The organism is Dongia mobilis (assembly GCF_004363235.1).
Classification (GTDB): Bacteria; Pseudomonadota; Alphaproteobacteria; order Dongiales; family Dongiaceae; genus Dongia; species Dongia mobilis.
In genome coordinates, this window is the sequence record NZ_SNYW01000008.1 from 290,638 (window position 1) to 314,963 (window position 24,326).

26 protein-coding genes are annotated in these 24,326 nt (G+C 65.7%); 12 read left to right on the forward strand and 14 right to left on the reverse strand.

Going from position 1 to position 24,326, the window contains the following annotated elements:
- Nucleotides 1-25: 25 nt before the first annotated feature.
- Together A8950_RS10030 and A8950_RS10035 are read left to right on the forward strand one after the other, a co-directional pair.
- Entirely contained in the window at nt 26-562 is a 537-nt protein-coding gene (locus tag A8950_RS10030) for a universal stress protein (protein ID WP_243735598.1), read from the forward strand.
- 185 nt (nt 563-747) lie between these two features.
- Entirely contained in the window at nt 748-1,434 is a 687-nt protein-coding gene (locus A8950_RS10035; protein WP_166645101.1) for a FecR family protein, read from the forward strand.
- Nucleotides 1,435-1,467: 33 nt separating this feature from the next.
- Here A8950_RS10035 and A8950_RS10040 read toward each other — a convergent pair whose 3' ends face one another.
- Nucleotides 1,468-2,397: a threonine/serine dehydratase gene (locus tag A8950_RS10040; protein WP_133613510.1), complete on the reverse strand. Its 930-nt coding sequence runs from the start codon at nt 2,395-2,397 to the stop codon at nt 1,468-1,470.
- Nucleotides 2,397-2,840 carry an Lrp/AsnC family transcriptional regulator gene (locus A8950_RS10045; RefSeq protein ID WP_243735599.1) on the reverse strand — a complete coding sequence of 148 codons (444 nt, stop codon included), beginning with the start codon at nt 2,838-2,840 and terminating at the stop codon, nt 2,397-2,399. Before A8950_RS10045 ends, A8950_RS10040 begins: the two co-directional genes overlap by 1 nt.
- A gap of 265 nt (nt 2,841-3,105) precedes the next feature.
- Here A8950_RS10045 and A8950_RS10050 point away from each other — a divergent pair, with 265 nt between their 5' ends.
- Complete coding sequence (locus A8950_RS10050) at nt 3,106-4,293, forward strand: MFS transporter (RefSeq protein WP_166645102.1); 1,188 nt, start codon at nt 3,106-3,108, stop codon at nt 4,291-4,293.
- 91 nt (nt 4,294-4,384) lie between these two features.
- Nucleotides 4,385-4,855, forward strand: a complete 471-nt coding sequence (locus tag A8950_RS10055) for a hypothetical protein (RefSeq protein ID WP_133613512.1) — start codon at nt 4,385-4,387, stop codon at nt 4,853-4,855.
- Between the two features lie 4 nt (nt 4,856-4,859).
- On the opposite strand, the gene A8950_RS10060 is transcribed toward A8950_RS10055, so the two are convergent.
- The 5 genes from A8950_RS10060 to A8950_RS10080 form a co-directional block, all read right to left on the reverse strand.
- Nucleotides 4,860-5,462: a demethoxyubiquinone hydroxylase family protein gene (locus A8950_RS10060; protein WP_133613513.1), complete on the reverse strand. Its 603-nt coding sequence runs from the start codon at nt 5,460-5,462 to the stop codon at nt 4,860-4,862.
- Complete coding sequence (locus tag A8950_RS10065; RefSeq protein WP_208109818.1) at nt 5,459-5,983, reverse strand: disulfide bond formation protein B; 525 nt, start codon at nt 5,981-5,983, stop codon at nt 5,459-5,461. Before A8950_RS10065 ends, A8950_RS10060 begins: the two co-directional genes overlap by 4 nt.
- Before the next feature lie 40 nt (nt 5,984-6,023).
- Nucleotides 6,024-6,602: a YqaA family protein gene (locus A8950_RS10070; protein ID WP_133613514.1), complete on the reverse strand. Its 579-nt coding sequence runs from the start codon at nt 6,600-6,602 to the stop codon at nt 6,024-6,026.
- A gap of 41 nt (nt 6,603-6,643) precedes the next feature.
- Entirely contained in the window at nt 6,644-8,044 is a 1,401-nt protein-coding gene (locus A8950_RS10075; RefSeq protein WP_133613515.1) for a sensor histidine kinase, read from the reverse strand.
- Between the two features lie 119 nt (nt 8,045-8,163).
- A complete protein-coding gene (locus tag A8950_RS10080) occupies nt 8,164-8,433 on the reverse strand; it encodes an usg protein (RefSeq protein ID WP_133613516.1) in 270 nt (89 codons plus the stop codon).
- Nucleotides 8,434-8,811: 378 nt separating this feature from the next.
- On the opposite strand from A8950_RS10080, the gene groES reads away from it, so the two are divergent.
- The 3 genes from groES (at nt 8,812) to A8950_RS10095 (ending at nt 11,821) form a co-directional block, all read left to right on the forward strand.
- Entirely contained in the window at nt 8,812-9,126 is a 315-nt protein-coding gene (gene groES / locus A8950_RS10085) for a co-chaperone GroES (RefSeq protein ID WP_133613517.1), read from the forward strand.
- A gap of 60 nt (nt 9,127-9,186) precedes the next feature.
- Nucleotides 9,187-10,827, forward strand: a complete 1,641-nt coding sequence (gene groL / locus A8950_RS10090) for a chaperonin GroEL (RefSeq protein WP_133613518.1) — start codon at nt 9,187-9,189, stop codon at nt 10,825-10,827.
- Between the two features lie 148 nt (nt 10,828-10,975).
- A complete protein-coding gene (locus A8950_RS10095) occupies nt 10,976-11,821 on the forward strand; it encodes a tetratricopeptide repeat protein (protein WP_133613519.1) in 846 nt (281 codons plus the stop codon).
- A 27-nt stretch (nt 11,822-11,848) separates the two neighbouring features.
- On the opposite strand, the gene A8950_RS10100 is transcribed toward A8950_RS10095, so the two are convergent.
- Complete coding sequence (locus A8950_RS10100) at nt 11,849-13,045, reverse strand: DUF3734 domain-containing protein (protein ID WP_208109819.1); 1,197 nt, start codon at nt 13,043-13,045, stop codon at nt 11,849-11,851.
- Complete coding sequence (locus tag A8950_RS10105) at nt 13,042-13,836, reverse strand: 3-hydroxybutyrate dehydrogenase (RefSeq protein WP_133613520.1); 795 nt, start codon at nt 13,834-13,836, stop codon at nt 13,042-13,044. The genes A8950_RS10100 and A8950_RS10105 overlap by 4 nt, the downstream gene beginning before the upstream one ends.
- Nucleotides 13,837-14,099: 263 nt before the next feature.
- Here A8950_RS10105 and A8950_RS10110 point away from each other — a divergent pair, with 263 nt between their 5' ends.
- The 3 genes from A8950_RS10110 to A8950_RS10120 are packed head-to-tail and all read left to right on the forward strand — an operon-like array spanning nt 14,100 to nt 17,531.
- Nucleotides 14,100-15,059: a TAXI family TRAP transporter solute-binding subunit gene (locus tag A8950_RS10110; RefSeq protein ID WP_208109820.1), complete on the forward strand. Its 960-nt coding sequence runs from the start codon at nt 14,100-14,102 to the stop codon at nt 15,057-15,059.
- Nucleotides 15,060-15,081: 22 nt separating this feature from the next.
- Nucleotides 15,082-17,169 (forward strand): TRAP transporter permease, encoded by a 2,088-nt coding sequence (locus A8950_RS10115; RefSeq protein WP_133613521.1) that lies wholly within the window; start codon nt 15,082-15,084, stop codon nt 17,167-17,169.
- The gene (locus A8950_RS10120; protein WP_133613522.1) at nt 17,166-17,531 is read left to right on the forward strand and encodes a DUF1850 domain-containing protein; all 366 of its coding nucleotides are present in this window, start codon (nt 17,166-17,168) and stop codon (nt 17,529-17,531) included. Before A8950_RS10115 ends, A8950_RS10120 begins: the two co-directional genes overlap by 4 nt.
- Before the next feature lie 34 nt (nt 17,532-17,565).
- On the opposite strand, the gene A8950_RS10125 is transcribed toward A8950_RS10120, so the two are convergent.
- Nucleotides 17,566-18,270, reverse strand: coding sequence for an HAD family hydrolase (locus A8950_RS10125; RefSeq protein WP_133613523.1), 705 nt, complete (start codon nt 18,268-18,270; stop codon nt 17,566-17,568).
- On the reverse strand, nt 18,267-18,863 hold the full coding sequence (locus A8950_RS10130) for a DUF1989 domain-containing protein (RefSeq protein ID WP_133613524.1): 597 nt from the start codon (nt 18,861-18,863) through the stop codon (nt 18,267-18,269). The genes A8950_RS10125 and A8950_RS10130 overlap by 4 nt, the downstream gene beginning before the upstream one ends.
- A gap of 86 nt (nt 18,864-18,949) precedes the next feature.
- On the opposite strand from A8950_RS10130, the gene hemN reads away from it, so the two are divergent.
- Nucleotides 18,950-20,296 (forward strand): oxygen-independent coproporphyrinogen III oxidase, encoded by a 1,347-nt coding sequence (gene hemN, locus A8950_RS10135; RefSeq protein WP_133613525.1) that lies wholly within the window; start codon nt 18,950-18,952, stop codon nt 20,294-20,296.
- 6 nt (nt 20,297-20,302) lie between these two features.
- Here hemN and rdgB read toward each other — a convergent pair whose 3' ends face one another.
- The 3 genes from rdgB to A8950_RS10150 form a co-directional block, all read right to left on the reverse strand.
- Nucleotides 20,303-20,899, reverse strand: coding sequence for an RdgB/HAM1 family non-canonical purine NTP pyrophosphatase (gene rdgB / locus A8950_RS10140; RefSeq protein WP_133613526.1), 597 nt, complete (start codon nt 20,897-20,899; stop codon nt 20,303-20,305).
- Nucleotides 20,899-21,627 carry a ribonuclease PH gene (rph, locus tag A8950_RS10145; protein ID WP_133613527.1) on the reverse strand — a complete coding sequence of 243 codons (729 nt, stop codon included), beginning with the start codon at nt 21,625-21,627 and terminating at the stop codon, nt 20,899-20,901. The genes rdgB and rph overlap by 1 nt, the downstream gene beginning before the upstream one ends.
- A gap of 72 nt (nt 21,628-21,699) precedes the next feature.
- On the reverse strand, nt 21,700-22,005 hold the full coding sequence (locus tag A8950_RS10150; protein ID WP_133613528.1) for an HNH endonuclease family protein: 306 nt from the start codon (nt 22,003-22,005) through the stop codon (nt 21,700-21,702).
- A gap of 294 nt (nt 22,006-22,299) precedes the next feature.
- Between A8950_RS10150 and A8950_RS10155 the strand changes: the two genes are divergently transcribed.
- Nucleotides 22,300-24,273 carry a hybrid sensor histidine kinase/response regulator gene (locus tag A8950_RS10155; RefSeq protein ID WP_166645103.1) on the forward strand — a complete coding sequence of 658 codons (1,974 nt, stop codon included), beginning with the start codon at nt 22,300-22,302 and terminating at the stop codon, nt 24,271-24,273.
- The last annotated feature ends 53 nt before the right edge of the window (nt 24,274-24,326 follow it).

Sequence of the window (24,326 nt, forward strand, 5' to 3'; positions counted from 1 at the left end):
GAGGGCACAACAGGGATCGACGGGGATGAGCGAAGCAACCAATGCCAAATCCGGCGACGGCAAGCCCGGGGAAACCCGGGCGGGCGAGGACAAGCCCGGAATGGGCCGGGTCTTCCTGGTGGTGGTGGACGAATCGCCGGAGATGAAGGTGGCGCTGCGCTATGCCTGCCGCCGCGCCGCCCGCACCGGCGGCCGCGTCGCCATGGTCTATGTCATGGAACCGGCCGACTACCAGGAATGGGTCGGCGTCTCCAACCTGATGCGCGAGGAAGCGCGCCAGCAGGCCGAGGCGATCATGCAGAAGATGGCGGGCGAGGTGCAGAAACACGCCCAGTCCTTTCCCATCCTCTATTTCCGCGAGGGGGAGCGGCAGGACGAGGTACTGAAGCTGATCGACGAGGAACCCGCCATCTCGATCCTGGTGCTGGGCGCCGCCACCGGCCCCAAGGGACCGGGGCCGCTGATCTCGTCGCTCACCGGCAAGCAGGTCGGCAAGCTCAGGATTCCCATCACCATCGTTCCCGGAAACCTCTCCGACGCCGATATCGAGAACATCGCCTGATGCCAGCGCGCGCCTGACAGGCTTCACGCGCCGCAAACCCCGCACCGGAATGTAAGCCCCGATGGCGCCGATGTGATCGTCGTCATGGTCGCGCGGCGCCTCGCTCTCCACTATCATGGCAGATGATTTTCGGGGCGCGGCGACCGGCGACGGGCCCGTCGCCGCCGTCAGGGGAGGTACCCGTCATGAAGGATTGCAACATTTCGCGGCGACATTCCCTGCTGGGCGGCCTCGCCCTTGCCGGCGGATATGCCCTGATACCGCTGCTGGTGGCTCTACCCGCCAGGGCAGTCGACGGCATCGGCACGGTCGAGCGACTCAAGGGGTCCGCTTCCATCAATCGCGGCGGCAGTCAATCGGTCCTCTCTGCCGGGGACCCGGTCATGGTGGGCGATGTGGTCACCACGCTGGCCGAGAGCCGCCTGCGCATTGCCTTCGCGGATGGCTCGCAGGTCAATCTGGGCGAGCTTACCCGCATCACCATCGACGAATTCAACTTCACCCGCGAAACGCTGTCGCGCCAGGCCGCCTTCGACCTGCAATCGGGTCTCATCCAGGCGATCACGGCCAAGTCCGGCGCCGGTTCCAGCTTCGCGATCCGCACCGGCAACGCCGTGGCGGCCAGCCGCTCGACGCAATGGATCGTCGAGGCAAGGAAGGCCGAGACCACGGTGCTGGTGCAGGAGGGAAAGGTCGATGTCCAGGAGGCCAGCCTCGGCTTCCGCGCATTTTCCAGCGCCGAGCAGGACAAGGCGATCCTGCTTTCGGCCGGCCAGGTCACCACCATCGGCAAGCTTGGCGGCGGGCTCGGGCCGCAGGTGGCGGAAGAACAGAAGCTGGCCGCCTACCTCGCCGCCCTGGCGATGGATTGAGGCGGGTTACCCGTCCCTCGGGTTTGCTCCCGCCTACGTCCCCAGGCTGGCGGGGTCGACATTGCCGCCGCACAGGATGACGGCGATCTTCTCGCCCGGGACCGGGCGATAGGCGCCGCTCGTGAGGGCGGCGAGGGCGGTGACACCGCCCGGTTCGCTCATCAGGCGGAAATCGCGCCACAGCAATTCCTGCGCAGCGCGGATGGCCTCGTCTTGCACCAGCACCACATCGGCGACATGTTCCTGCGCGATGGCAAAGGGGATGTCGCCCACCCGCTTCGCGCCCAGCGAATCCGCGGCCAGGCCACCCACCGCCACATCGACCGGATGGCCGGTCCGGCGTGCGCTGTGCAGCGTCGGGCATGAGTCGGGCTCGACGCCCACGACCTTGACGCGACCCTGGAACCAGGCGGCGACACCGCCGATGAGACCGCCGCCGCCAACCGCCACCAGCACGGTATCCAACATGCTCAGCTGTGCATCGAGTTCGCGGGCAAGTGTGCCCTGTCCCGCCACGGTTGCGGGCGCGTCATAGGCATGGATGGCAAGCGCCCCGGTTTCCGCGGCACGGGCTTCCGATGCGGCCAGCGCGTCGGCATAGGCGCCGGGAACCACGTTGACCGTGGCACCGAAACTCTCGATCCGCGCGACCTTGGCGGCGCTGGCCAAGGCGGGAACGAAGATCTCGGCGCGGTGGCCGAGGGCGCGCGCCGCGAAGGCGACGGCGGCGCCATGATTGCCGCCTGATGCCGCGATGACCCCGGCCGGCGACACGTCCTGCGAGAGCAGCGAGTTGAAGGCGCCGCGTGCCTTGAACGAGCCGCTGTGCTGCAGCAATTCAAGCTTGAAGGTGAGGGCGGCGGGGACCCCGCAGGCACCCAGTTCCAGCGGCATGACCGGCGTGCGCCGGACATGGCCATGGAGGCGGCGCGCCGCCGCCTCGATCGCGTCCGGCGACACCATCAATGCCGCTCGACCAGGGTCGAAAGCAGGATCGAGGAGGTGGTGCGCTGCACGCCGGGCAGATGGCCGATGCGGGTCAGTATCTCGTCGAGATGGGCGGCGTTGCTGGCGCTGACGATGGCGACCGCGTCAAAGGAACCGGAGACGGTATAGGCGCTTTGTACCTCCGGCAGCTTCTTGAGGGCCGCGACTGCCTGGTCATGGCCCTTGGGATCGACCGAAAGCAGGACATGGGCGCCGACACCCGGCGCCTCGCCATCCTTGCCGACCACCAGGGTATAGCCGGCGATGATGCCATCCCGCTCCAGGCGCTTCAGGCGCTCCTGCACCGCGGAACGGGAGAGGGAAAGCTGCCGCCCGAGCGCCGCCGTGGGCGTGCGGGCATTGCCGCGCAAGAGGGAGATGAGCTTGCGGTCGGTGTCGTCCAGGCTGCGTTTCGCCATGTTGTCCCGTCGAATTGCCGGTAAGTTTGTTTCTTGTCGCGCTTTTGACGCAGGAAGGCAAGGAGCAAGGCCAGCGGATTGTCCCGGGCGGATTGTCCCGGGCGGTTGTCCCGGGCAGTCGTCCTGGTCCGGCCGGCAGCCATGCCGAATTTCCGCGAAAGCCATGCCGCATCCGCTGGGGCGCGCAAACGGCCGGTGTGTTAAGCATCTTCCCGGGTTGCCGCAACCCTTATTTTGCCCCCTCCCGCCCGAGTTCCAGCGCCACATGGCCGTCGATTACCCGCCCCTCCCGGTTTCCCGGCGCAAGCCGGGGGCGATCGTCTTTGCCGTGCTCTACATGCTGGAATCGACCACGCGGTCCTTGGCCCTCACCGTCATGCCGCTGCAGGCGCAGAAGATCTTCGGCGACGACGGCGCGGTCTCGGCGGTCTATTTCGGCGTCACCATATTCGGCCTGCTGGCGGGGTTCGGCGTGCCGCTGCTGATCCACCGCTATCGCCGCCGCTGGGTCTATTCCGGCGGCCTGGTGCTGGGTGGCCTCGCTTTGGTGGCACTGTCTTTCGAAAACCCCCTGGGACAAATGAGCGGCCAGGTGATGCGGACCCTTTCCGGCACCGCCTGCATCATTGCGCTGACGCTCTATGTGCTGGATTTCATCCCGCGCGGCGACCTTGTGCGCTACGAACCATTGAAACTGCTGCTCGGCTGCCTTCCCTGGGGCCTCGGCCCCTGGCTGGGGATCGAACTCTACAAGGTCTGGGGTCCCGCGGCGGTCGCCGCCCTCGGCCTCGCTGCCGCCCTCGTTGCCGTGGCCTTCTTCGGCTATCTACGTCTGACCGAGAACCCGGCGGTCGCCGCGGCGACCCGGCCGCCGCCCAATCCCTTGAAGAGCATCGGCCGCTTTTGCGCCCAGCCGCGCCTGCGCCTCGCCTGGCTGGTCGCCTTTTGCCGTTCCGGCTGGTGGTCGCTCTTCTTCGTCTATCCGGCGCTCTATTTCAGCGCGCAAGGGGTCGATCCCAGCTGGGCCGGGGCGCTGGCCGGCGGCGCCAACCTGCTGCTCGTCCTCTCGCCCTTCTTCGGCTGGCTGGGCCGCCGCTTCGGCATCCGGCGGCCGATCATGGTGGCCTTTTTCTGCGCTGGCCTCATCACCATGGCGGTGCCGCTTTTCTTCGACTCACCCATCATGGTGGGGGTGCTGCTGATGCTGGCGGCGGTCTTCATCGTGCTGCTGGATTCGCTCGGCAACATCCCGTTCCTGCGCGCGGTCAGGCCGCTTGAGCGGCCGCAGATGACCTCGGTCTACCGGACCTATATCGATCTCGGCAACCTGCTGCCCTTCGCCGTCTTCACGGCCTTGCTGCACTATTTCGACCAGCGGGCGGTCTATGTCACCTATGGCCTGCTGATGCTGGTGGTCGGCGCCACCGCGCGCTATTTGCCGCGCCGCCTGTAGCGATGATCCTCCCCGCGCGGTGGTGACTCTGTTCACCCCCGCGCGAAACAGCTACATTGCCCGACAGCAAGGATTTGGAATTGCCGGGCCGATGAGCATCGGAAAACACGACGACGGAAAAGACGACGAGCGGGAGGAAGGCGGCCACATGGCCCGCATGATGGCGAAGGCCGAGGCCGCCGTCGCCGATCTTGCCAAGGGCTACACCGCCTGGGCCAGCGCCGATGTCGAGAAATGCGCCGTGCATCTGGCGGCGGCCCGTGCCGCTGGCGGCGACGGACGCACCGAGCATGCCCGCGATATCCATACGGTCGCCCACAACATCAAGGGCCAGGGCTCGTCCTTCGGCTATCCGCTGATGACCCGGCTTGGCCAGTCGCTCTGTCAGCTCACCCGGCGCAAATCGTTTTTCTCCGATGCCGATCTCGATCTCGCCCAGGCGCATGTCGATGCCATGCGGCTGGTCCTCGCCAAGGAGATCCGCGGCGATGGCGGCGAGCTTGGCCAGAAGCTGGGCGACCGGCTGGAGGAAAAAGTGCGCGCCGCACTGGAAGCCGGATGAAGGTTCAGACCCGTTCCGCCAGCCAGATGGCGAGGCGCGAGCCGGTCTTGATGGCGCGGCTGAGCAGCGGATAGGCCGGTGCCTCCTCGGCGCCATGGGCAAGCCCGGTGTCGCGGTGCTCGACTTCCTCGGCGCGGAACTGCTCGATCTTCGCTGTGATCTCCGGCTCGGCTTCGCCCAGTGCCAGCTTCTGCTCCCGGTAATGCTCGTCGATCACTTCCTCGACGGCGACGGTGCAGGCCATGGCGGCCTTGGGCCCCATCAGCGCCGTGGCGGCGCCCAGCGCGAAGCCCGCCACATGCCAGACCGGGAACAGCAGCGAGGGGCGTGCGCGCCGTTCCACCATCAGCTTCTCGAAGGCGTGCAGGTGGGTGAGCTCCTGTTCCAGCATGTGCCGGATGACCTTGCCTTCCGGCTTGGCGCCCAGCACCGCCAGCTGCCCCTCATAGATGCGCTTGGCGCCGTACTCCCCGGCATGGTCGACGCGGATGACGCGGTCAAGCAGGGCGTCCGGCGTCAGATCGCCCGGCAGGCGTCGCCTCGGTTGGGCCTGACTGGGTTGGGCCTGGTTGGGTTGGACCTGATTGGGTTGGGCCCGATCGGTCATCGCTTCCTCCCGGCCAGCAGCTGTTTCGCCCCCCAGGCCGCGAACAGGGCCAGGGCCAGCGAGAAAAGACCATTATAGCCGGCCATGGAAATGCCGAACATCTCGAAGGCGACCTCGTCGCAGCGGGTCACCGGCGCGTTCATGATGGCCGCTTCCAGTTCGGCGCCGCTGAGGCCGCCGATCCCGGCACCGACGCAGGCGCCAGTCCCTTCCCACCAATTCTGCTCGACGCCGACATGGAACAGGGAAATGGCGGCGCCGGCGAGGCAGGCGAGGGCGGCGAGGCCCAGCGCCAGCCCGCTGCGGCGGGTATGGCGCGCAAGGGCGATGGCGCCGATGCCGCCGGCGATCGCCGCCCAATGCGCATAACGCTGCCACAGGCAGAGTTCGCAAGGGGCAAGGCCGAAGCCATATTGCGCCAGCCAGGCGACGCAGAGGGCCGAGAGGCCGAGACCCGCCACCAGCCAGGGCACATGGGCGGGCGCGATGAAGCTTTCGGCGCGGGGCGGTCGGGTATTCACGGCAATGCTCTCCGGTTTTTGGCGCGTCAGCCTAGCGAGGCTAGAACAGATAGCGCAAGGCGACGAAACCGCCCACGATCGCCAGCACGAACAAGGTCGTGACCAGCGTCAGGCGCCGCTCGATGAAGTCGCGTACCGGTTCGCCGAAGAAATAGAGCAGGCCCGCCACCAGGAAGAAGCGCGCACCCCTGGTCGCCACCGACGCGGCGATGAAGACCTTGAGGTCGAAACCCATCAGGCCGGAATATATGGTCACCACCTTGTAGGGGATGGGCGTGAGGCCCTTGATCAGGATGAACCACAGGCCCCAATCGGCATACCAGGCCTGCAGATTGGCCATGCTCTCGGGCTTGGCATAGAGCGCCAGCAGCCATTGCCCCACGCCTTCCAGCGCATAGCCGATGAAATAGCCGAACACCCCGCCGGCGACCGACGCCACCGTGCAGACGGCGGCAAAGATCCAGGCCTTGCGGCGCTGGGCCAGCACCATCGGCACCAGCATCGGGTCGGGCGGAATGGGGAAGAACGAGCTTTCGGTGAAGGAAACGGCCGCCAGGGCCCAGAGCGCCTTCGGGCTCTCGGCCAGTTCCATGATCCAGTCGTAGAGGCGGCGCAGCAAGGATTGTTACCGGTCGGGAATGGGCTCGGAGTCGTGTCCTATCAGTTCGCGCGATCGGGCACAATCGTTGCCATATGGCTGCCAGCCGTTTGGCCATCAGGCAGGGTTTCGCCGCGCGGCAGGAGCAGAGTGAAGGTGCTGCCCATGCCCGGCTGGCTTTCGACGGCGATGCTGCCGCCGAGTGCGGTGGCAAGGCGCTGGGCAATGGCCAATCCCAGGCCGAGGCCGCCCTTGGCGCGGGTATAGGTGTCTCCGGCCTGGAAGAATGGCTCGAAAATGCGGCCCAATTCGGTCAGGGAAATTCCATCGCCCCTGTCACAAACCCGGATCGCGGTCCTGCCTGGGCCCGCCATCGACACCTCGACCCGAACCGCGGCGCCGGCCGGCGAGAATTTGATGGCATTGTTGATGAGTGCAATGAGGATCTGCCGCAAGGCGCGCGGGTCCGCCATGACCGTGATCGGCTCGGTCGCGGTGTGGAGCACAACGCCTGCCCGGTCCGCTTCACCTGCCAGCATCCTTACGCACTCTTCGGCCATCTTGTCGGCCGCCATGGACTGCGGCACAAGGCTGTCGCGACCCGCCTCGATGCTGGCCATATCCAGCAACATGTCAACGAGGCCCAGTTGATGGCGTCCGGCCTGCAGGATCAGGCTGCCGTATTGCTGCGACTGCTGCAATGTCGGTGCAAAGGCGCGGCCTTCGACCATTTCGGCGAAGCCGATGATGGCATTCAGGGGCGTGCGCAATTCGTGGCTCATATTGGCGATGAACTGCGATTTCGCAGCACTGGCATCGGACGCGGCCTGGCGCGCATCGTCCAGCTCAGTCAGGATGATGCCGAAGCCCGTGGCGGCAATGAAGATGACGTTCAGGATACCAATCGTGATGAAATACTGCTGCCCGGCCAGCGTCGGCGGCAACAGGGCCAGCACCAGCGTCATGACGGTCCGCAACAGCCATGTCGCGCCGGTCAGCTTGTAGAAGGCAGTGCGTCCTTGCAGGAACAGGACGCCGGCGACGAGGGCCGAGCAGACGTTGAGAATCATCGCCCCGCGAAAGGCAATGTCGGCGCCGACGCCAAGGCCGAGCCCCACCAGAATCAGATAGGCAATGCCGATCGCCAGGACGAATCTGCGCTGGAAGCGGAGCCGGTGGTCGATCGCCCAAGCCCCCGCCAGCACGCAGGCGGAGGACGCGACGACTCCCAATGCCAATAGATAGGCGAAGGGCGAGGCAAGGGCGGCGCTTAACTGCGGGCCGGGTGGCAGGGGGATGATCAGCAGATAGACGATGCCGTTGATCAGGTGCGCGCCGCCGAAAAAGGCGAGGCCCTGACGTCCGTCGCGAAAGCGCCGCACATAGTAGCAGATCGCGGCGATGATCAGATTGATGGCGCAGCCGGAAACGGCAACCGGCGAGAACTGGATATCCGGCAGCATGGCGACCTTTCACCTGCGCGATCAATCTGCACCATCCGCGTCCGTTAACCTAGTTGACGGCAGGGTGCAGCGCCATAGGCGATAAGTTCGGCCGGTGCCAAGGCCACGTGGCGCGAGGCTCAGTGCAGGCTGAGCAGCGCCTCGGCGTTGCGCCAGCGCCCGGGCGTGATGATCTCGGTTTTCGCTACCTTGATGGAATGCAGCTTGCCGTCGAGGTTGCGGCTCCAGAAATCGAGGAATTTGTGCAGCACGGGGAGGCGCGGGGCAAGGTCGTAATCCTGCCAGATATAGCTCTGCAGCAGGCCCGGATGGTCCGGCATGTGATAGAGGATCTCGGCCGTGACCAGTCGGTAGTCGTTGAGTTGCAGATTCAGCGCGCGCCTCTCCATGGGACCTCCTTCGATGATGGACCGGCTAAGTGAACCCTTCCTGAAATGCGTGACCCGATTCGTTAACGACAGAATGCCGCAGGAATTGCTAACAGAAAATAAAAATCTGCGTGATTTCAGGTAGTTAGCACTCAGATCAATAGATTGCTGCCAGTTCAGCCACCTCATGCTGCGTCGCAGCATCCGCGTCGCTGCCAACTGACTGAAAAATTTCGGGGTTTGAGCCCTTGACGGGATTGGGGGCTTGGCCTACATCGCTGGCACTCGCTTGGGCTGAGTGCTAACAGTGCCTCAGAAGAGGGCTGTCCCGGCATCTCGTCAGGCCCGGCGCGCTTAGGGAAACGTTTCACTTCTTTCAAAGATCTACGGAGGACCACCATGAAGTTCCGTCCGCTCCACGACCGCGTTCTCGTGCGTCGTATTGAGGGCCTGGAGAAGACCGCTGGCGGCATCATCATCCCCGACACCGCCAAGGAAAAGCCGCAAGAGGGCGAAGTCATCGCCGTCGGCGCCGGCACCAAGTCCGAGGACGGCAAGGTCACCCCGCTCGACGTGAAGGCGGGCGACCGCATCCTGTTCGGCAAGTGGTCGGGCACCGAGGTGAAGGTCGACGGTGAAGAGCTCCTCATCATGAAGGAGAGCGACATCCTCGGCATCATCGAGGGCACCGTCGCGAAGAAGAAGGTCGCCTGAGGCATCAACCGCCTTCTGGCGCCGCTTCCATCGACAACCCAATTCCGGAGTTAAGCTAACATGGCTGCTAAAGACGTACGTTTTTCCGCTGACGCCCGCGAGCGCATGCTGCGCGGTGTCGACATCCTCGCCAATGCGGTGAAGGTGACGCTGGGCCCGAAGGGCCGCAACGTCGTCATCGACAAGGCCTTCGGCGCGCCGCGCATCACCAAGGACGGCGTCACCGTCGCCAAGGAGATCGAGCTCGCCGACAAGTTCGAGAACATGGGCGCCCAGATGGTGCGCGAAGTGGCCTCGAAGACCAACGACCTCGCCGGTGACGGCACCACCACCGCGACCGTGCTGGCCCAGGCCATCGTGCGCGAAGGCGCCAAGGCGGTTGCCGCCGGCATGAACCCGATGGACCTGAAGCGCGGCATCGACCTCGCCGTCGAGGCGGTGGTCGAGGACGTGCGCAAGCGCGCCAAGAAGGTCTCGACCTCGGAAGAGATCGCCCAGGTCGGCACGATTTCCGCCAATGGCGAGAAGGAAATCGGCGACATGATCGCCAAGGCGATGCAGAAGGTCGGCAATGAGGGCGTCATCACGGTGGAAGAGGCGAAGGGCCTCGACACCGAGCTCGAAGTGGTCGAGGGCATGCAGTTCGACCGCGGCTATCTCTCGCCGTACTTCATCACCAACGCCGAGAAGATGATCACCGAGCTCGACAACCCCTACATCCTGCTGCACGAGAAGAAGCTCTCGAACCTGCAGTCGATGCTCCCCGTCCTCGAGGCGGTGGTGCAGTCGGGCCGTCCGCTGCTGATCATCTCGGAAGATGTGGAAGGCGAAGCGCTCGCCACCCTCGTCGTCAACAAGCTGCGCGGCGGCCTCAAGGTCGCGGCCGTGAAGGCGCCGGGCTTCGGCGATCGCCGCAAGGCGATGCTGGAAGACATCGCCATCCTCACCGGCGGCCAGGTCATCTCCGAAGACCTCGGCATCAAGCTTGAGACCGTGACGCTCGACATGCTCGGCAAGGCCAAGAAGGTCGTGATCGAGAAGGAGAACACCACGATCGTCGACGGCGCCGGCAAGAAGAAGGAAATCGAGGGCCGCTGCGCCCAGATCCGCGCCCAGATCGAGGAGACCACCAGCGAGTACGACAAGGAAAAGCTGGCCGAGCGTCTCGCCAAGCTGGCGGGCGGCGTTGCCGTCATCCGCGTCGGCGGTGCGACCGAGGTCGAGGTGAAGGAGCGCAAGGACCGCGTTGACGACGCCATGCACGCCACCCGTGCGGCGGTCGAGGAAGGCATCGTCGCCGGCGGCGGCGTCGCCCTCCTCTATTCGGTCAAGGCGCTCGACAAGCTGAAGGTGGACAATGACGACCAGAAGGTCGGCATCGACATCATCCGCCGCGCCCTGCAGGCCCCGGTCCGCCAGATCGCCGAGAATGCCGGCGTCGACGGTGCCGTGATCGCCGGCAAGCTGCTGGAAGGCAAGGGTGCCAATTGGGGCTACAATGCCCAGACCAACGAGTTCACCGATCTGGTGAAGGACGGCGTCATCGACCCGGCGAAGGTCGTGCGCTGCGCCCTGCAGGATGCCGCCTCGGTGGCCTCGCTGCTGATCACCACGGAAGCCATGATCGCCGATCGTCCGGAGAAGAAGGCGGCCCCCGCCGGCGCTCCCGACATGGGCGGCATGGGCGGCATGGACTTCTAAGTCCAGGCCCTCCAGGCTCGAAGCTAACTGAAACCCCGCGGCAGCGATGCCGCGGGGTTTTTGTTTGGCCCGGCCGCGGCTTGACTCCGGGTACCGTTTTTGTTCTATTTCTACTTAACAGAGATATTCACTCAATCTGGACAACCTGATGCCAGTCTTTGGCCTTGCGGTTCTCGCCCTCGTCATTGTGCTCTCGGTCCATGTCTGCCAGACCGGCCGGTCGATGATGTGGCTGCCGGTGATCTGGCTTCTGCCGGTGCTGGGCAGCCTCATCTATGTGCTGGTGGAGATGCTGCCGCAGCTCTTCCGCGGCGAGGGCGTGGTCTCGCTCGAGGCGGCGCGCGAGGCGCGGCAGCGCGATGTCACGCGGAACCGCCGCGACGATTTGCAGTGGCGCCGGCGCGGTGGCCAGGGGGAATTGTCGCCACCGCGGAGCGGGGAGGCGCACCGGGCGGCGCGGATGTTCCGCCCGCCCAAGGATCCTTTGCGCGAGGGCATGATCCACGACAAGCTGAAGCGGGCCGAGGAGGCGCTCGCCACCCATCGCTATGATGCGGCGGTCGATCTCTTCGCCGCGGCACGGCAGGGCTTCTTCGCCGATTCGCCGGACATCGTCTTCGGCCTGGCCCGCGCCCATTTCGGGCGCGGCGACCTGGACGCGGCTCTCAATCTGCTCGACGAACTGGTGACCGGGCGCCCGGCCTTCCAGCCCCATGCCGTCGCCATCCTGAAAGCGCGCGTGCTGGCAAAACAGGGTGATGTCGCGGCGGCGGTGGCGCTCCTCGATGCGATCCTCGGCCAGACCGGCAATCTCGAAGGCCGGCGCCTGGAGGCGCAATACCGCCGCGCCGAAATCCTCTGGCAGAGCGGCGCCATGGATGAGGCCGTCGCCGCCCTCACCGAACTCACCCGCCACGAGCAGCTGTTCCGGGTCAATGACGACGAGCGCCAATGGGTCCGCCTCGCCGGACAGGCGCTGCAGGCGATTTCGTAGATCGCTTCAGGTCATCTTGGAAACAACCTAGGGGCGCGTCGCATCGGCCCCGCCGGGGGCCGTCCCGAATTGGTCCTGCAGCCTGTGCACGTCATGGGTGACGACACCGCTGCCGCCCTTTGGCCGTTCCAGCCAGTCCGGATGTTTCAGCGTCTCGCGGATGTCATGGAGCCCGGCCTGCCAGTGTTCGCGCATGGTGGTGAGGCTGAACTCGTAATCCTTGGAATGCGTCTCGAACTGCTTGTCGCGATAGACCAGCTGGATGGTGTTGTAGACCTTGGTGCAGGCGAGTTCCCGCAGGGCGGCGGCTTCCGGTGATTCCTGCGCTTCGGCCGGCAACAGGTCGAGTGCCTGGCGCAAGGCATGGCGCAGCTTCTGCATCTCGTTGGCCACGTCCGTAACGAGGCGCGTGCGGCTGGAATACTGGATGTCCTTCTGCCGTTCGGCGACGTCGAACAGGTTCCGCGGCAATGGTCCCCGTGCCGACCACAGATCGACCTGGAAGGCCAGGGTGTCGCGCCGGGGCGGGCGCGCCAGCACCTCCATCAGCGGCGTGTTGGAGACGAGCCCGCCATCCCAGTAGAAGCAACCCTCGATCTCGATCGCCGGAAAACCCGGCGGCAGCGAGCCCGAGGCCATGAAATGCTCTGGCGCGAGCGTGCGGTTGGCATTGTCGAAATAGGTGAAATTGCCGTTGGTCACATTGACCGCGCCGACCGAGACGCGCACATGGCGGCTGTTGAGGAGGTCGAAATCGACCAGGCGCTCCAGCGTCGCCTTCAGCGGTGTCGTGTCGTAATAGCTGGTGGCGCCGGCCGGCGTCGGCGCCAGATAGGGCGGCGGAAAGCGCGGCGTGAAGAAGCCGCGCTGGCCCTCGATGAGGGCCCGCAGCGAGGCAAGGGCACCCGCCCAGCCGCGCACCTCGCCATCACCCAGGATGGCAGACAGATCGGCATCGAAGGGCAGGGTCGGCAGCAGGGCGGACTGGCAGATCGTTTCCCAGAATTCGGCGAGGCGCTCGAGCCGCCGCTCCAGCGGATTGCCGGCGAGGATGGCGGCATTCAGCGCACCGATCGAAATGCCGGCGAACCAGTTGGGCTCGATCCCCGCCTCGTGCAGGCCCTGATAGACCCCCGCCTGATAGGAGCCGAGCGCCCCGCCGCCCTGCAGCACCAGGGCCACGGTCTCATAGGGCGGCAGCGCGATCTTGCTCGATTCAGTCACTGCATGTGCCAGCCATGGCTGACGGTGATCGACTGCCCGGTGAGGGCCGCACTCGGGAAGGCGGCCAGGAACAAGGCGGTCTCGGCCACGTCCTCCAGCGTCGTGAAGACGCCATCCACCGTGTCCTTCAGCATGATGGTCTTGATGACCTGCTCTTCCGTGATGCCGAATTCCCTGGCCTGTTCCGGGATCTGCTTGTCGACCAGCGGGGTGCGCACGAAGCCGGGGCAGATCACATTGCTGCGCACATTGTATTCGGCCCCTTCCTTGGCGACGACGCGGGCAAGGCCAAGGAGGCCATGCTTCGCCGCCACATAGGGCGCCTTCAGTTTGGAGGCGAGATGCGAATGCACCGAGCCCATATAGAGAATCGTGCCGCCGCGTCTGTCCTTGTACATGTGGCGGAGCGTGGCGCGGGTGGTGAGGAAGGCGCCGTCCATGTGGATGGCCAGCATCTTCTTCCATTCGGCATACGGGAAATCGACCACCGGCTTGACGATCTGGATGCCGGCATTGGAGACGAGGATGTCGAGCCCGCCCAGCTCCTGGATGCAGCGCGCGGTGCCGGCATCGACCGCCGCCTCGTCGGTCACGTCCATGGCGATGCCGATGGCCCTCCCGCCCTGCGCCGTGATCTCGGCGGCGGCGGCATCGGCGCCCTGCTGGTTGAGATCGGCGATGGCGACGGCTGCCCCGGCGCGGGCATAGGCCGTGGCGATCGCCTTGCCGATGCCGCTGGCGGCGCCCGTCACCAGGGCCACCTTGCCGTGAAGCTGAGCATTCGCTTGCATGATATGGTTCCTTTGCTATCCGGGATGAGCGCCATCATATGAGTGCTTCCGGGCAGGTTCCAAACCGAAAATGTTGCGCTGCGGCAGAGTGTCGTTGACGGAGCCGAAAACCTTCCTCATACCAAGGTCTAAGCCCGTGGCCGGGCATGTGATTTGCAGGATCGGCACCCAGCCAATATGGTTGCCCATCCATGCACCGCCCGGCGCGCGCCGGGCCGCAAGAAAAAAGACCCTGCTCATTCGACTTACTCGGGAGGAAAACGATGACCCTGCTCAGCCGTCGCTCATTCACCGCCGCCGCTGCCGGCCTTGCCGTCGCCGCCCCCTTCGTGACGGCGGCCCGCGCCAGCACCTTCATCAATGTTCTGGCCGGCGGAACCAGCGGCGTCTACTACCCGCTGGGCGTCGCACTCGCCAAGATCTATGGCGACAAGATCGCAGATATACGCACCCAGGTGCAGGCGACCAAGGCATCGGTCGAGAACCTCAACCTGCTGCAGCAGGGCAAGGGCGAGATCGCCTTCTCGCTGGGCGATTCGGTCAAGCTTGCCTGGGAGGGGAACGAGGAGGCGGGCTTCAAGGCCAAACTCGACAAGCTGCGCGGGATCGCCGCCATCTATCCCAATTACATCCAGATCGTGGCGGCGCAGGAATCCGGCATCAAAACGCTCGCCGATTTGAAGGGCAAGGGCCTCTCGGTGGGGGCGGCGAAATCCGGCACCGAACTCAACGCCCGTGCCATCCTGGGTGCTGCCGGCATCTCCTATGACGACCTCGGCAAGGTCGAATACCTGCCCTTCGGCGAATCGGTCGAGCTGATCAAGAACCGGCAGCTGGATGCGACGCTGCAATCGGCCGGCCTCGGCGTTGCCTCGATCCGCGACCTCGGTACCTCGCTTCCCATCCAGATGGTGGCGGTGCCGGAAGACGTGATCGCCAAGATCGGCTCGCCCTACGTCGCCAAGGTGATTCCCGCCGGCACCTATGAGGGCCAGGCCGAAGACGTGCCGACCGCAGCGGTAATCAATTTCCTCATCACCCATGACGGGGTCGATGACGAGATCGCCTATCAGATGACGAAGCTGCTGTTCGAGAATCTCGACGCCATGACGGCGGCGCACAAGGCGGCCAGCGCCATCAATCTTGCCGATGCGGCCAAGGACATGCCGGTGCCGCTGCATCCGGGGGCCGAGCGCTTCTACAAGGAACAGGGCCTCATCTGACGGCCCGTCCAAGCAGCGCGGGATGAGCGACGAACTGAAGCAGCTGGGCGGCGAGCACGCCGGTGCCGCCGCCCTTGCCGCACCCTTCGCGGAAAATCGCGAGGGGCGGGCGCTGTTCCTGATCGCCATCGCCTTCTCGACTTTCCAGTTGGTGACGGCAGCGCATCTCATCAACCTGTCCAGCCAGGTCATCCGGTCGGTTCATGTCGGCTTCCTGATCCTGCTGGCGCTGCCGCTCATCACGGCGGCGACCGGCGGCTCGCGGCCGGCGCGGATCCTGGCCTGGGGTCTTGGCCTGCTCGGCGTCGCGGTGGCGCTCTATCAATGGGTCTTCTACGAGGATCTGCTGCTGCGTTCCGGCGATCTTCTCGCCATCGACGTCTGGCTCGGGATTCTCAGCCTGGTCCTGCTCTTCGTCACCGCCTGGCGGGTGATGGGGCCGGCGCTGCCCGTCATCTGCGGCCTTTTCCTCTTTTATGCGCTGTTCGGCGAATACCTGCCCGCCCCCTTCGACCACCGGCCCTATGACCTGTCGCAGGTGATCGAGCAGATGGCCTTCGGCACGGAAGGCATCTACGGCACGCCGACCTATGTGTCGTCCAGCTACATCTTCCTTTTCATCCTGTTCGGCACGTTCCTGGAACGCACCGGCATGATCAAGCTGTTCACCGATGTCTCGCTGGGTCTGGTCGGCCATGCCAAGGGCGGTGCCGCCAAGGTATCGGTCATCGCCTCCGGACTCATGGGCACGATTTCGGGATCGGGTGTCGCCAATGTGGTGACCACCGGCCAGTTCACCATCCCGCTGATGAAAAGCTTCGGCTACCGGGCGGCCTTTGCCGGGGGGGTCGAGGCAACCGCCTCGATGGGCGGCCAGATCATGCCGCCGGTGATGGGCGCCGTCGCCTTCATCATGGCCGAGACCATCGGCGTCCCCTATGCCGAGGTGGTGAAGGCGGCGATCATCCCGGCCGTGCTCTATTTCGTCTCGGCCTTCTGGATGGTGCATCTCGAGGCCGGCCGCGCGCATCTCACCGGCCTGCCGAAGGAACAATGCCCCTCCGCCTGGAATGCCCTGCGCCAGGGCTGGGCGCTGGTGCTGCCGCTGGCGGCGCTCGTCTATCTGCTGTTCGACGGCTACACCCCGCTTTTCTCGGGCACCGTGGGCCTGGCTCTCACCGTCTTCCTCCTCTTGGGCGGCGGCATCATGCGCGGCGTCCCGCAGGTCATGCTGCGCTATGTCTTCTGGGTGCTGCTGGGGCTTGCCGCCGCTGCCTTCATGAAGTTCGGCATCTGGGTCCTGGTCGGCGTCCTGCTGCTGCTGGTCGGCCTCTGCGCCCTCAGCCGCGGCGGGCGCGAGACGCTCATCATCGCCCGCGACAGCCTGGCGGACGGCGCCAAGACCGCCATTCCCGTCGGCATCGCCTGTGCCATCGTCGGCATCATCGTCGGCACCATGACGCTGACGGGTGCTGCCACCACCTTCGGCGATTTTGTTGTCTCGATCGGCGAGAAGAGCCTGTTCCTGAGCCTCGTCCTCACCATGGTCACCTGCCTCATCCTCGGCATGGGCATCCCGACCATCCCCAATTACATCATCACCTCGTCGCTGGCGGGGCCGGCGCTGCTGGAACTCGGCGTGCCGCTCATCGTCAGCCACATGTTCGTGTTCTATTTCGGCATCCTCGCCGATCTTACTCCGCCGGTGGCGCTCGCTGCCTTTGCCGCCGCCCCCATTGCCAAGGAGGCGGGGTTGAAGATCGGCCTCCAGGCGGTGCGCATTGCGCTCGCCGGCTTCGTCATTCCCTTCATGGCGGTCTATACCCCAGCCCTCATGCTGCAGGATGGCGGGCCGCTTGCCGCCGAGATCGGCTACCTGCCCGCGGTCGTCTATATCGTGGTGAAGGCGCTCATCGCGATCGGCCTCTGGGGAGCGGCCGGGATCGGCTATTTCCTCGGCCCGCTCCTCTGGTGGGAACGCCTGCTGGCGACGGCCGCCGCGTTCAGTCTGGTGCTGGCCCTGCCGGTCACCGATGAGCTTGGCTTCGCGCTGGTCGTTCTGTTTGTCGCCCAGCATATCTGGCGCCGTCGCCGCGCGACCGCTGCATGAATGTCTGCCTGATCGACGGGCTCAGGGAAATCGTGCTGGCCGCCGGCAGCTTCACCCTGGCCTGGTCGCATTCAGTAGAAAAGACCCGCTGGGAGGAAGACTGGCTGGTTGGTGTCGCGGGCTTTCATCTGGTGGAGGCGCGGATCGAAGGCTCGGGCGCCGGCATGGAACCGCCGGAGGGGGCCGTGTTCGACGGCCGCGTCTGGCGCTGGCAGCCGCAGATGCGCTTTCAGCAGGACCAACTGGTTCTCGCCCGTTCAGGCGCCACCGGCGGAACGTGGCAAATCTGCAGCCAGGGCGATTGTCGCGCCATTCCGGAAACCGGCGGGGAAGGCCCGGCGATCCTGAAGCCCTGCCCGTGATCTAAACCCAGCCCGCGATTCAAGCTTCCACTGGCTAAAGCCGCCCGATCAGCTCCGGTAGTTCCCCGATCGATGCCAGCTTGCGGAAGCGCGGGGCTTCGACCGGTTCCTCGGCATGCTCCAGCGCCCAGGTGAGGTCATGGGGTACGAAGATTCCCCAGGCTCCGGCATCAAGTGCCGGGATGACATCGGATTTCAGCGAATTCCCCACCATCATCGCTGCCTCCGGCCCGTCGCCGTGCCGGGCGAAGAGGCGGGCATAGGTGGCGGCATCCTTGCCGCTCACGATCTCGATCGCGTGGAAGAAATCGCCGAGGCCGGATTGCGCCAGCTTGCGCTCCTGGTCGAAGAGGTCGCCCTTGGTGATCATGACGAGACGGAAGCGGCCGGCGAGGCGCTCCAGCGTTTCGGCCACCTGCGGCAGGGTCTCGATCGGGTGATGCAGCATCTCGCGCCCCGCCAGCAGGATCTGCTGGATGACGCTGGCCGGCACCTTGCCCGCCGTCACTTCGATCGCCGTCTCGATCATTGATAGGGTGAAGCCCTTGATGCCGAAGCCATAGAGGGCGAGGTTGCGCCGCTCCGCCTCCAGCAGGTGCCGTGCAATGACCTCGTGGTCGCCGTAATCCCCGAGCAGGTCGGCAAAGCGCTGCTCGGTCAGGCGGAAGAACTGCTCGTTCTGCCACAGCGTATCGTCGGCGTCGAAGCCGATGGTGGTTAGCTGGGTCAAGGCCGTCACCCCAACCGGATCTCGACGTCGCGGATGACGCAATCCTTGCCGTTGATCGGCAGCAGGTCCATCGGACAGCAGGAGAAGACGGCGACCAGATCCATCTCGGCGCGCAGGGTGACGGCGTCGCCGGCCATGCTCATCGGCTCGTTCCAGAAGAGATCGCCGTTGAGTTCCCAGGGTATGTTCATGAAGAGGTTGAGCGGGGAGGGCGTCTCCGGCGGCGCCAGGCCCAGCGCCTGCAAGGCAGCAGCCAGATTCTCGGTGCAATTGTCGTGATGGCCCTGATGGCCCAGCTGCCGGTAGCGATGCACGTCGCAGGCCGCGATCAGCGTGTCGTGGCGTCCCGGCGAGGTGTCGTCGGCCAGCATCAGGATCGGCCGGCGCCGGTTGCTGAGATAGGCGTCGCCGACGCGCGCGCAGAGCCGCTTGAGGCCGGCGCGGGTATGCTCCATCGACATGAACTCGCCCATGTCGGCTTCGTTGAAGGCCCAGGTATCGACCACCTGGGTGCCATGGGTGTTGACCACGCTGAAGCTCTGCCCAGCGGCGATCCTCAGGGCAAGGCCCTCGCGGGCGGGAACGGTATGGCTCACGGGCATTGGATTTTTCCGGCATGCATTGCGACATTTGGGCGCGGTTGATTTGAATCAAGAAGCAGCGGCCGGTCAACTGTCATGGTGATGCCATGATCGATACAGCTCTCATTGCCCGGCATGATCGCCCGGTGCCGCGTTATACCTCCTATCCCACGGCGCCGCATTTCCATGCCGGCATCGACCAGGCGGCCTATGCCGGGTGGCTGGCGGCGCTGCCGCTCGGCGCACCGGTCTCGATCTACATTCATGTGCCGTTCTGCCGCGAGATGTGCTGGTATTGCGGCTGCAACACCCAGATCACCGCGCGCCTGCAGCCCGTCGCCGCCTTCGCCGACAATCTGGTCGCCGAGATCGAACTGGTCGGGCGGCAGATCCTGTCCGGCCCGATCGCCAAGCGCCGCCGCGTCACCTCGATCCATTTCGGCGGCGGTACGCCGAACACGCTCGCGCCGGACGATCTTCGGCGCATCATGATGGCGCTTGGCCATGTCTTCGACCTTGATTCAAACCTCGACCTGGCGCTGGAGCTGGATCCGCGCCGACTCGACGCCGCCTTCATCGAGGCGATGCAGGATTGCGGTGCGACGCGGGTCTCCCTCGGTGTGCAGGATTTCGATCGCGAGGTCCAGTTGGCGATCAACCGCCTCCAGCCCTATGACATGGTGGCGCGGGCGGTCGAGCAATTGCGCGCTTCCGGCATTCGCGCGATCAATTTCGACCTCATCTACGGCCTGCCGCGGCAATCGGTCCGCAGCATCGCCCATACCGCCCAGGCGGCGGCGGAATTGCGGCCCGACCGGGTGGCGCTCTTCGGCTATGCGCATGTGCCCTGGATGAAGGCCAACCAGCGGCTGATCGTGGAAGCCGACCTGCCCGATGCCACGCTCAGGGCGCAGCAATTCGAGGTGGCGGTCGATGTCCTGGTCACCCATGGCTACGAGCAGGTCGGCCTCGACCATTTTGCGCTTCCCGGGGACGGCCTTGCCCGTGCCCTGCATACGCGCCGCCTGCGCCGCAATTTCCAGGGCTATACCGACGACCGGGCGGAAACGATCCTCGGTCTCGGGCCCAGTGCCATCTCGGCGACGCCCCTGGGTTATGCGCAGAACCAGACCGACAATTCGCCCTGGGCGCGCGAGATTCGCGCCGGGCGCCTTGCGACCGCGCGCGGTATCGCGCTCAGCGACGAGGACCGTCGCCGCCGCGCCCTCATCGAGGAGGTGATGTGCTACGGCACCGCCGATCTCACCGTCCTGCCGCTCAACGCCAAGTCGGAACTTGCCCGCCTGGCGCCGCTTATTGCCGACGGGCTGGTGACGCTGCAAAGGGGGCAACTGGCGCTGACGCCGCGCGGCGAGCCGTTCCGCCGCGTCGTGGCCGCAGCCTTCGACGCCTATCTCCAGCCCGATGGGCAGCGGCACAGCCGCGCGATCTAGCGGCCTCTAGCCGAAACAGGCGGCGATGAACTTGCGGAAAGCGACGGCGCGGTGGCTGATCTCGTGCTTCTGCGCGGGATCCATCTCGCCGAAGGTGACATCGTGGCCGTCCGGCCGAAAGATGGGGTCGTAGCCGAAGCCGCGCGATCCCCGCGGCGCATCGACGATCGCGCCCCAGATATCGCCCTCGAAGGCATCGCAATGTCCGTCCGGCCAGGCCAGCGCCAGCGCCGAGACGAAGCGCGCGCGGCGATCCTGATGGCCAGCCAGAAGGGCGAGCACCTTGCCCATGGCAAGACCGAAATCCTTGGCCGGCCCCGCCCAGCGCGCTGAATAGATGCCGGGGTCGCGGTTGAGGGCCATCACCTCGAGCCCCGAATCATCGGCGAAGGCGGGCAGGCCGCTTGCTCGAGCCGCCGCCAGGGCCTTGAGGCGCGCATTGCCGATGAAAGTCGTTTCCGTCTCCTCCGGCTCGGGCAGGCCGATCGCCCCGGCCGACACGATCTCGACCTGATGGGGCGCCAGCAGATCGGCCATTTCCCGCAGCTTGCCCGGATTGTGGCTGGCAAGGACCAGTTTGCCGCCGCTGAAGTGCCGCGCCATCACCTGGCCGCAGCCGCTGCCAGGGCTGCCCGCTGCAGGCCAAAGAGTTCACCCGTGCCATGGCGGGCGAGATTCAGCAATTCGGCGAACTGAGCGTCGGTGAAGGCGCGTTTTTCGGCAGTCGCCTGCACCTCGACCATGCCGCCTTGCGCGGTCAGGACGAAATTGGCATCGGCCTCGGCATTGGAATCCTCGGCGTAATCGAGGTCGAGGACGGCCTGGCTGTTGTAGAGGCCGCAGGAAATGGCCGCCACCTGGTCGATGAGCGGGATTGCCCGGATCGCGTTCATCTCCTTCATCAGGCGGAAGCATTCATGGAGCGCGATATAGGAGCCGGTGATGGCCGCCGTGCGCGTGCCGCCATCGGCCTGGATTACGTCGCAATCGATCTTGATCTGGCGCTCGCCGAAGGCGGTCAGATCGGTGACGGCGCGGAGCGCGCGGCCGATCAGGCGCTGGATTTCCTGGGTGCGGCCGGATTGCTTGCCCTTGGCTGCCTCACGCTCGCCGCGGGTATGGGTGGCGCGCGGCAGCATGCCGTATTCCGCCGTTACCCAGCCCTTGCCGGAGCCCTTCAGGAAGGGCGGCACCTTCTCGTCCAGCGAGGCGGTGCAGATGACATGGGTATCGCCGAACTTGACGAGGCAGGAACCCTCGGCATGGCGGTTGAAGCCGACATTGAATTCGACATTGCGCAGGGCATTGGCGGCGCGGCCGGATGGACGCATGGCGGTGCTGTCTCCAGGATTGGACGAGTTGGGGCGGACCCTACACGCGCGCGCCATATCCGGCAAGAATGGCTAGCTGCCGCGGCGCGCCCGTGTCCATTTGCTGCGATCCTGGTAGTCGGCCGGCCGTCTTGCCACCCAGCGAATGAAGCGGGCGATACCCGGATGCGCCCGGAGTGCCTCGATGGTGGCGAAATCGCGCGCCAGTTCTGCTTCGCTGAGATGAGCATGGATCGCCTGGTGGCAGATCTTGTGCAGGCGCAGCTGAGCCTTGCCGCCATGGCTGCGTGGCACCAGGTGATGCCAGTCGGTCGCCGGCCCCGCCGGCAGGGGACGGCCGCACAGGGGGCAAGGGTCGGACCCGTCGATCTCAGCCATCAGGATCGTCTCGCGGCAATGCCGGCCGGCAGTTCCCGCTGCTCCGCGGCGGCACAGGAAACCATGACTAAATTCGGGTTATTATAAGATTTTGTGCCGTGACAAATACAGCCCCGCATAAATCGACTAACCGATCGTTAGCATTTCGCACCCTAACGTAAAGAATCGCCGCAAAGGCTCTGCCGCCAATCGCCGGAAAAGGTATTACCGGGCAGCAGCTTGAACGGTCCGGTGGCCGCTGGCGGCGCGGCCGGCATCGCGGAAGGGAATTGGGCGCAGCATGGGACACCCCGATTGACCAAAGCAGCGCAGGTGACACAAGGCCATACCCAGTTGGGCGATGATGGCGACTCGCTGTTTCGTGCCATTTTCGAGCAGGCGGCGGTCGGCATCTGCTATTCGGATTTCGCCGGCAATTTCATTCGCGTCAACCAGCGCTTCTGCGACATCACCGGCTATTCCGCCGAGGAATTGCAGGGGCGCAATTTTGCCACCATCACGCATCCCGACGATGTCGCCCGGGACGAGCAGCAAGGCAACGCGCTGATCGCCGGCCAGCGCGGCCCCTACACGATGGAAAAGCGCTATCTGAGGAAGGATGGCGGCGTGATTTGGGGGCGCATGACGGTGGCGCTGGCGCGCACCCGCAGCGGCGCGCCGCACCGCCTGATCGGCGTTGTCGAGGACATCTCGGACGTGATCCGCACCGAACAGGCGCTGAAACGCAGCGAGGCCCGGCTGCAGGAGGCCCAGCGGATCGCCCGGATCGCCGCCTGGGAAATCGACCATCAGGACGGCAGCCGGGTCTGGTCCGACGAGGTTTTCGCCATCCTCGAGATCGAGCGGCCGGGCGACGGCAATTTCTACCTCGCCTTCGAGGAGGCGATCCATCCCGCCGACAGGGAGCGGGTGGCGCGCGTCTATGCCAAGGCGATCGAGGAGCACGCCCCCTTCGACATGACCTATCGCATCGTCATGCCGGACGGCCGCGTCAAGCATGTCGAGGTGCATGGCCGTACCTTCTACGATGACGACGGCCGGCCGGCGCGCTCGATCGGCACGGTGCAGGACGTCACCCAGCAGAAGCTGAACGAATTGGCGCTGCGCCAGGCCAAGGAGGCGGCCGAGACGGCGAACCGCGCCAAATCGGATTTTGTCGCCAATATGAGCCATGAATTGCGTACGCCGCTGAATGCCGTGCTGGGCTTTGCGCAGCTGCTGGAGACCGAGATTGCCGGGCCGGTGACCGAACGGCAGCGCTCCTATCTGGCCTCGATCAAGGCTGGCGGCGAGCATCTCCTGGAGCTGATCAAGGACATCCTGGAATTTGCCAAGATCGATGCCGGGCGTATCGGCCTCAAGATCGACGCGACCGATACGCATCAGGTCATCGCCGCCGTGCTGCCGCTGATCGAGCGCATGGCGCAGGCACGCGACATCACGCTCAACATGCCGGCGCCCGATGCGGCCGGCTGGGTCATGGCCGACAATGTGCGGTTGCGGCAAATCCTGCTCAACCTGGTCAGCAATGCGATCAAGTATAATCGCCGTGGCGGCCACGTGGACATCGCCTGCCGGGACGTCGGCGGCGGTTTCATGCGCATCAGCGTTGCCGATAACGGCCAGGGCATTCCGCCGGAGCGCCAGGCCGAGCTATTCACGCCCTTCAACCGCCTCGGCGCCGAAACCCAGGCGATCGAGGGCACCGGCATCGGCCTCGCTTTGGCCAAGCGCCTGACCGAGCTGATGGGCGGCCGCATCGGCTATCGCAGCGTGTTTGGCGAGGGCAGTACCTTCTGGGTCGAACTGCCGGCGGCACGTCAGGTGGTGCCGGGCCGGCCTGTTGCCGAGGCAAGAGCTCCAGGCCATCACCCTGCCGACCGGCGCCTTCCCGACACGCGCCCTGCCACGCCCGACCGCGCGGCGGCCCCGGGCAAGCGCCGGCGCATCCTTTATGTCGATGACAACCCGGCCCATGTCCGCCTGATCGAGGAGGCGCTGGGTGCCCGGGACTGCCTCGACCTCAATGTCGTGCATACGCCGGAACTGGCCCTCGAGGCCCTGCGCACGCTGCGGCCGGATCTGATCCTGATCGACCTCGGCGACCCGACACTGACCGAGGGTGCCTCGCACCGGCGCCTGCTCGCCATGGCCGGCGCGCGGCAGATCCCGGTACTCGATCTCGGTGCCAATCCAGCGGGCGGTGATGGCCTCGACCGCATCGATCTGCCGCGCCTGCTGGCCGAGATCGCCAGGCTGACAGCCTAGCGGGGGGCGGCCGGGTCGGCGACCATCCCGGAACCACCCCGCAACCTCGACAA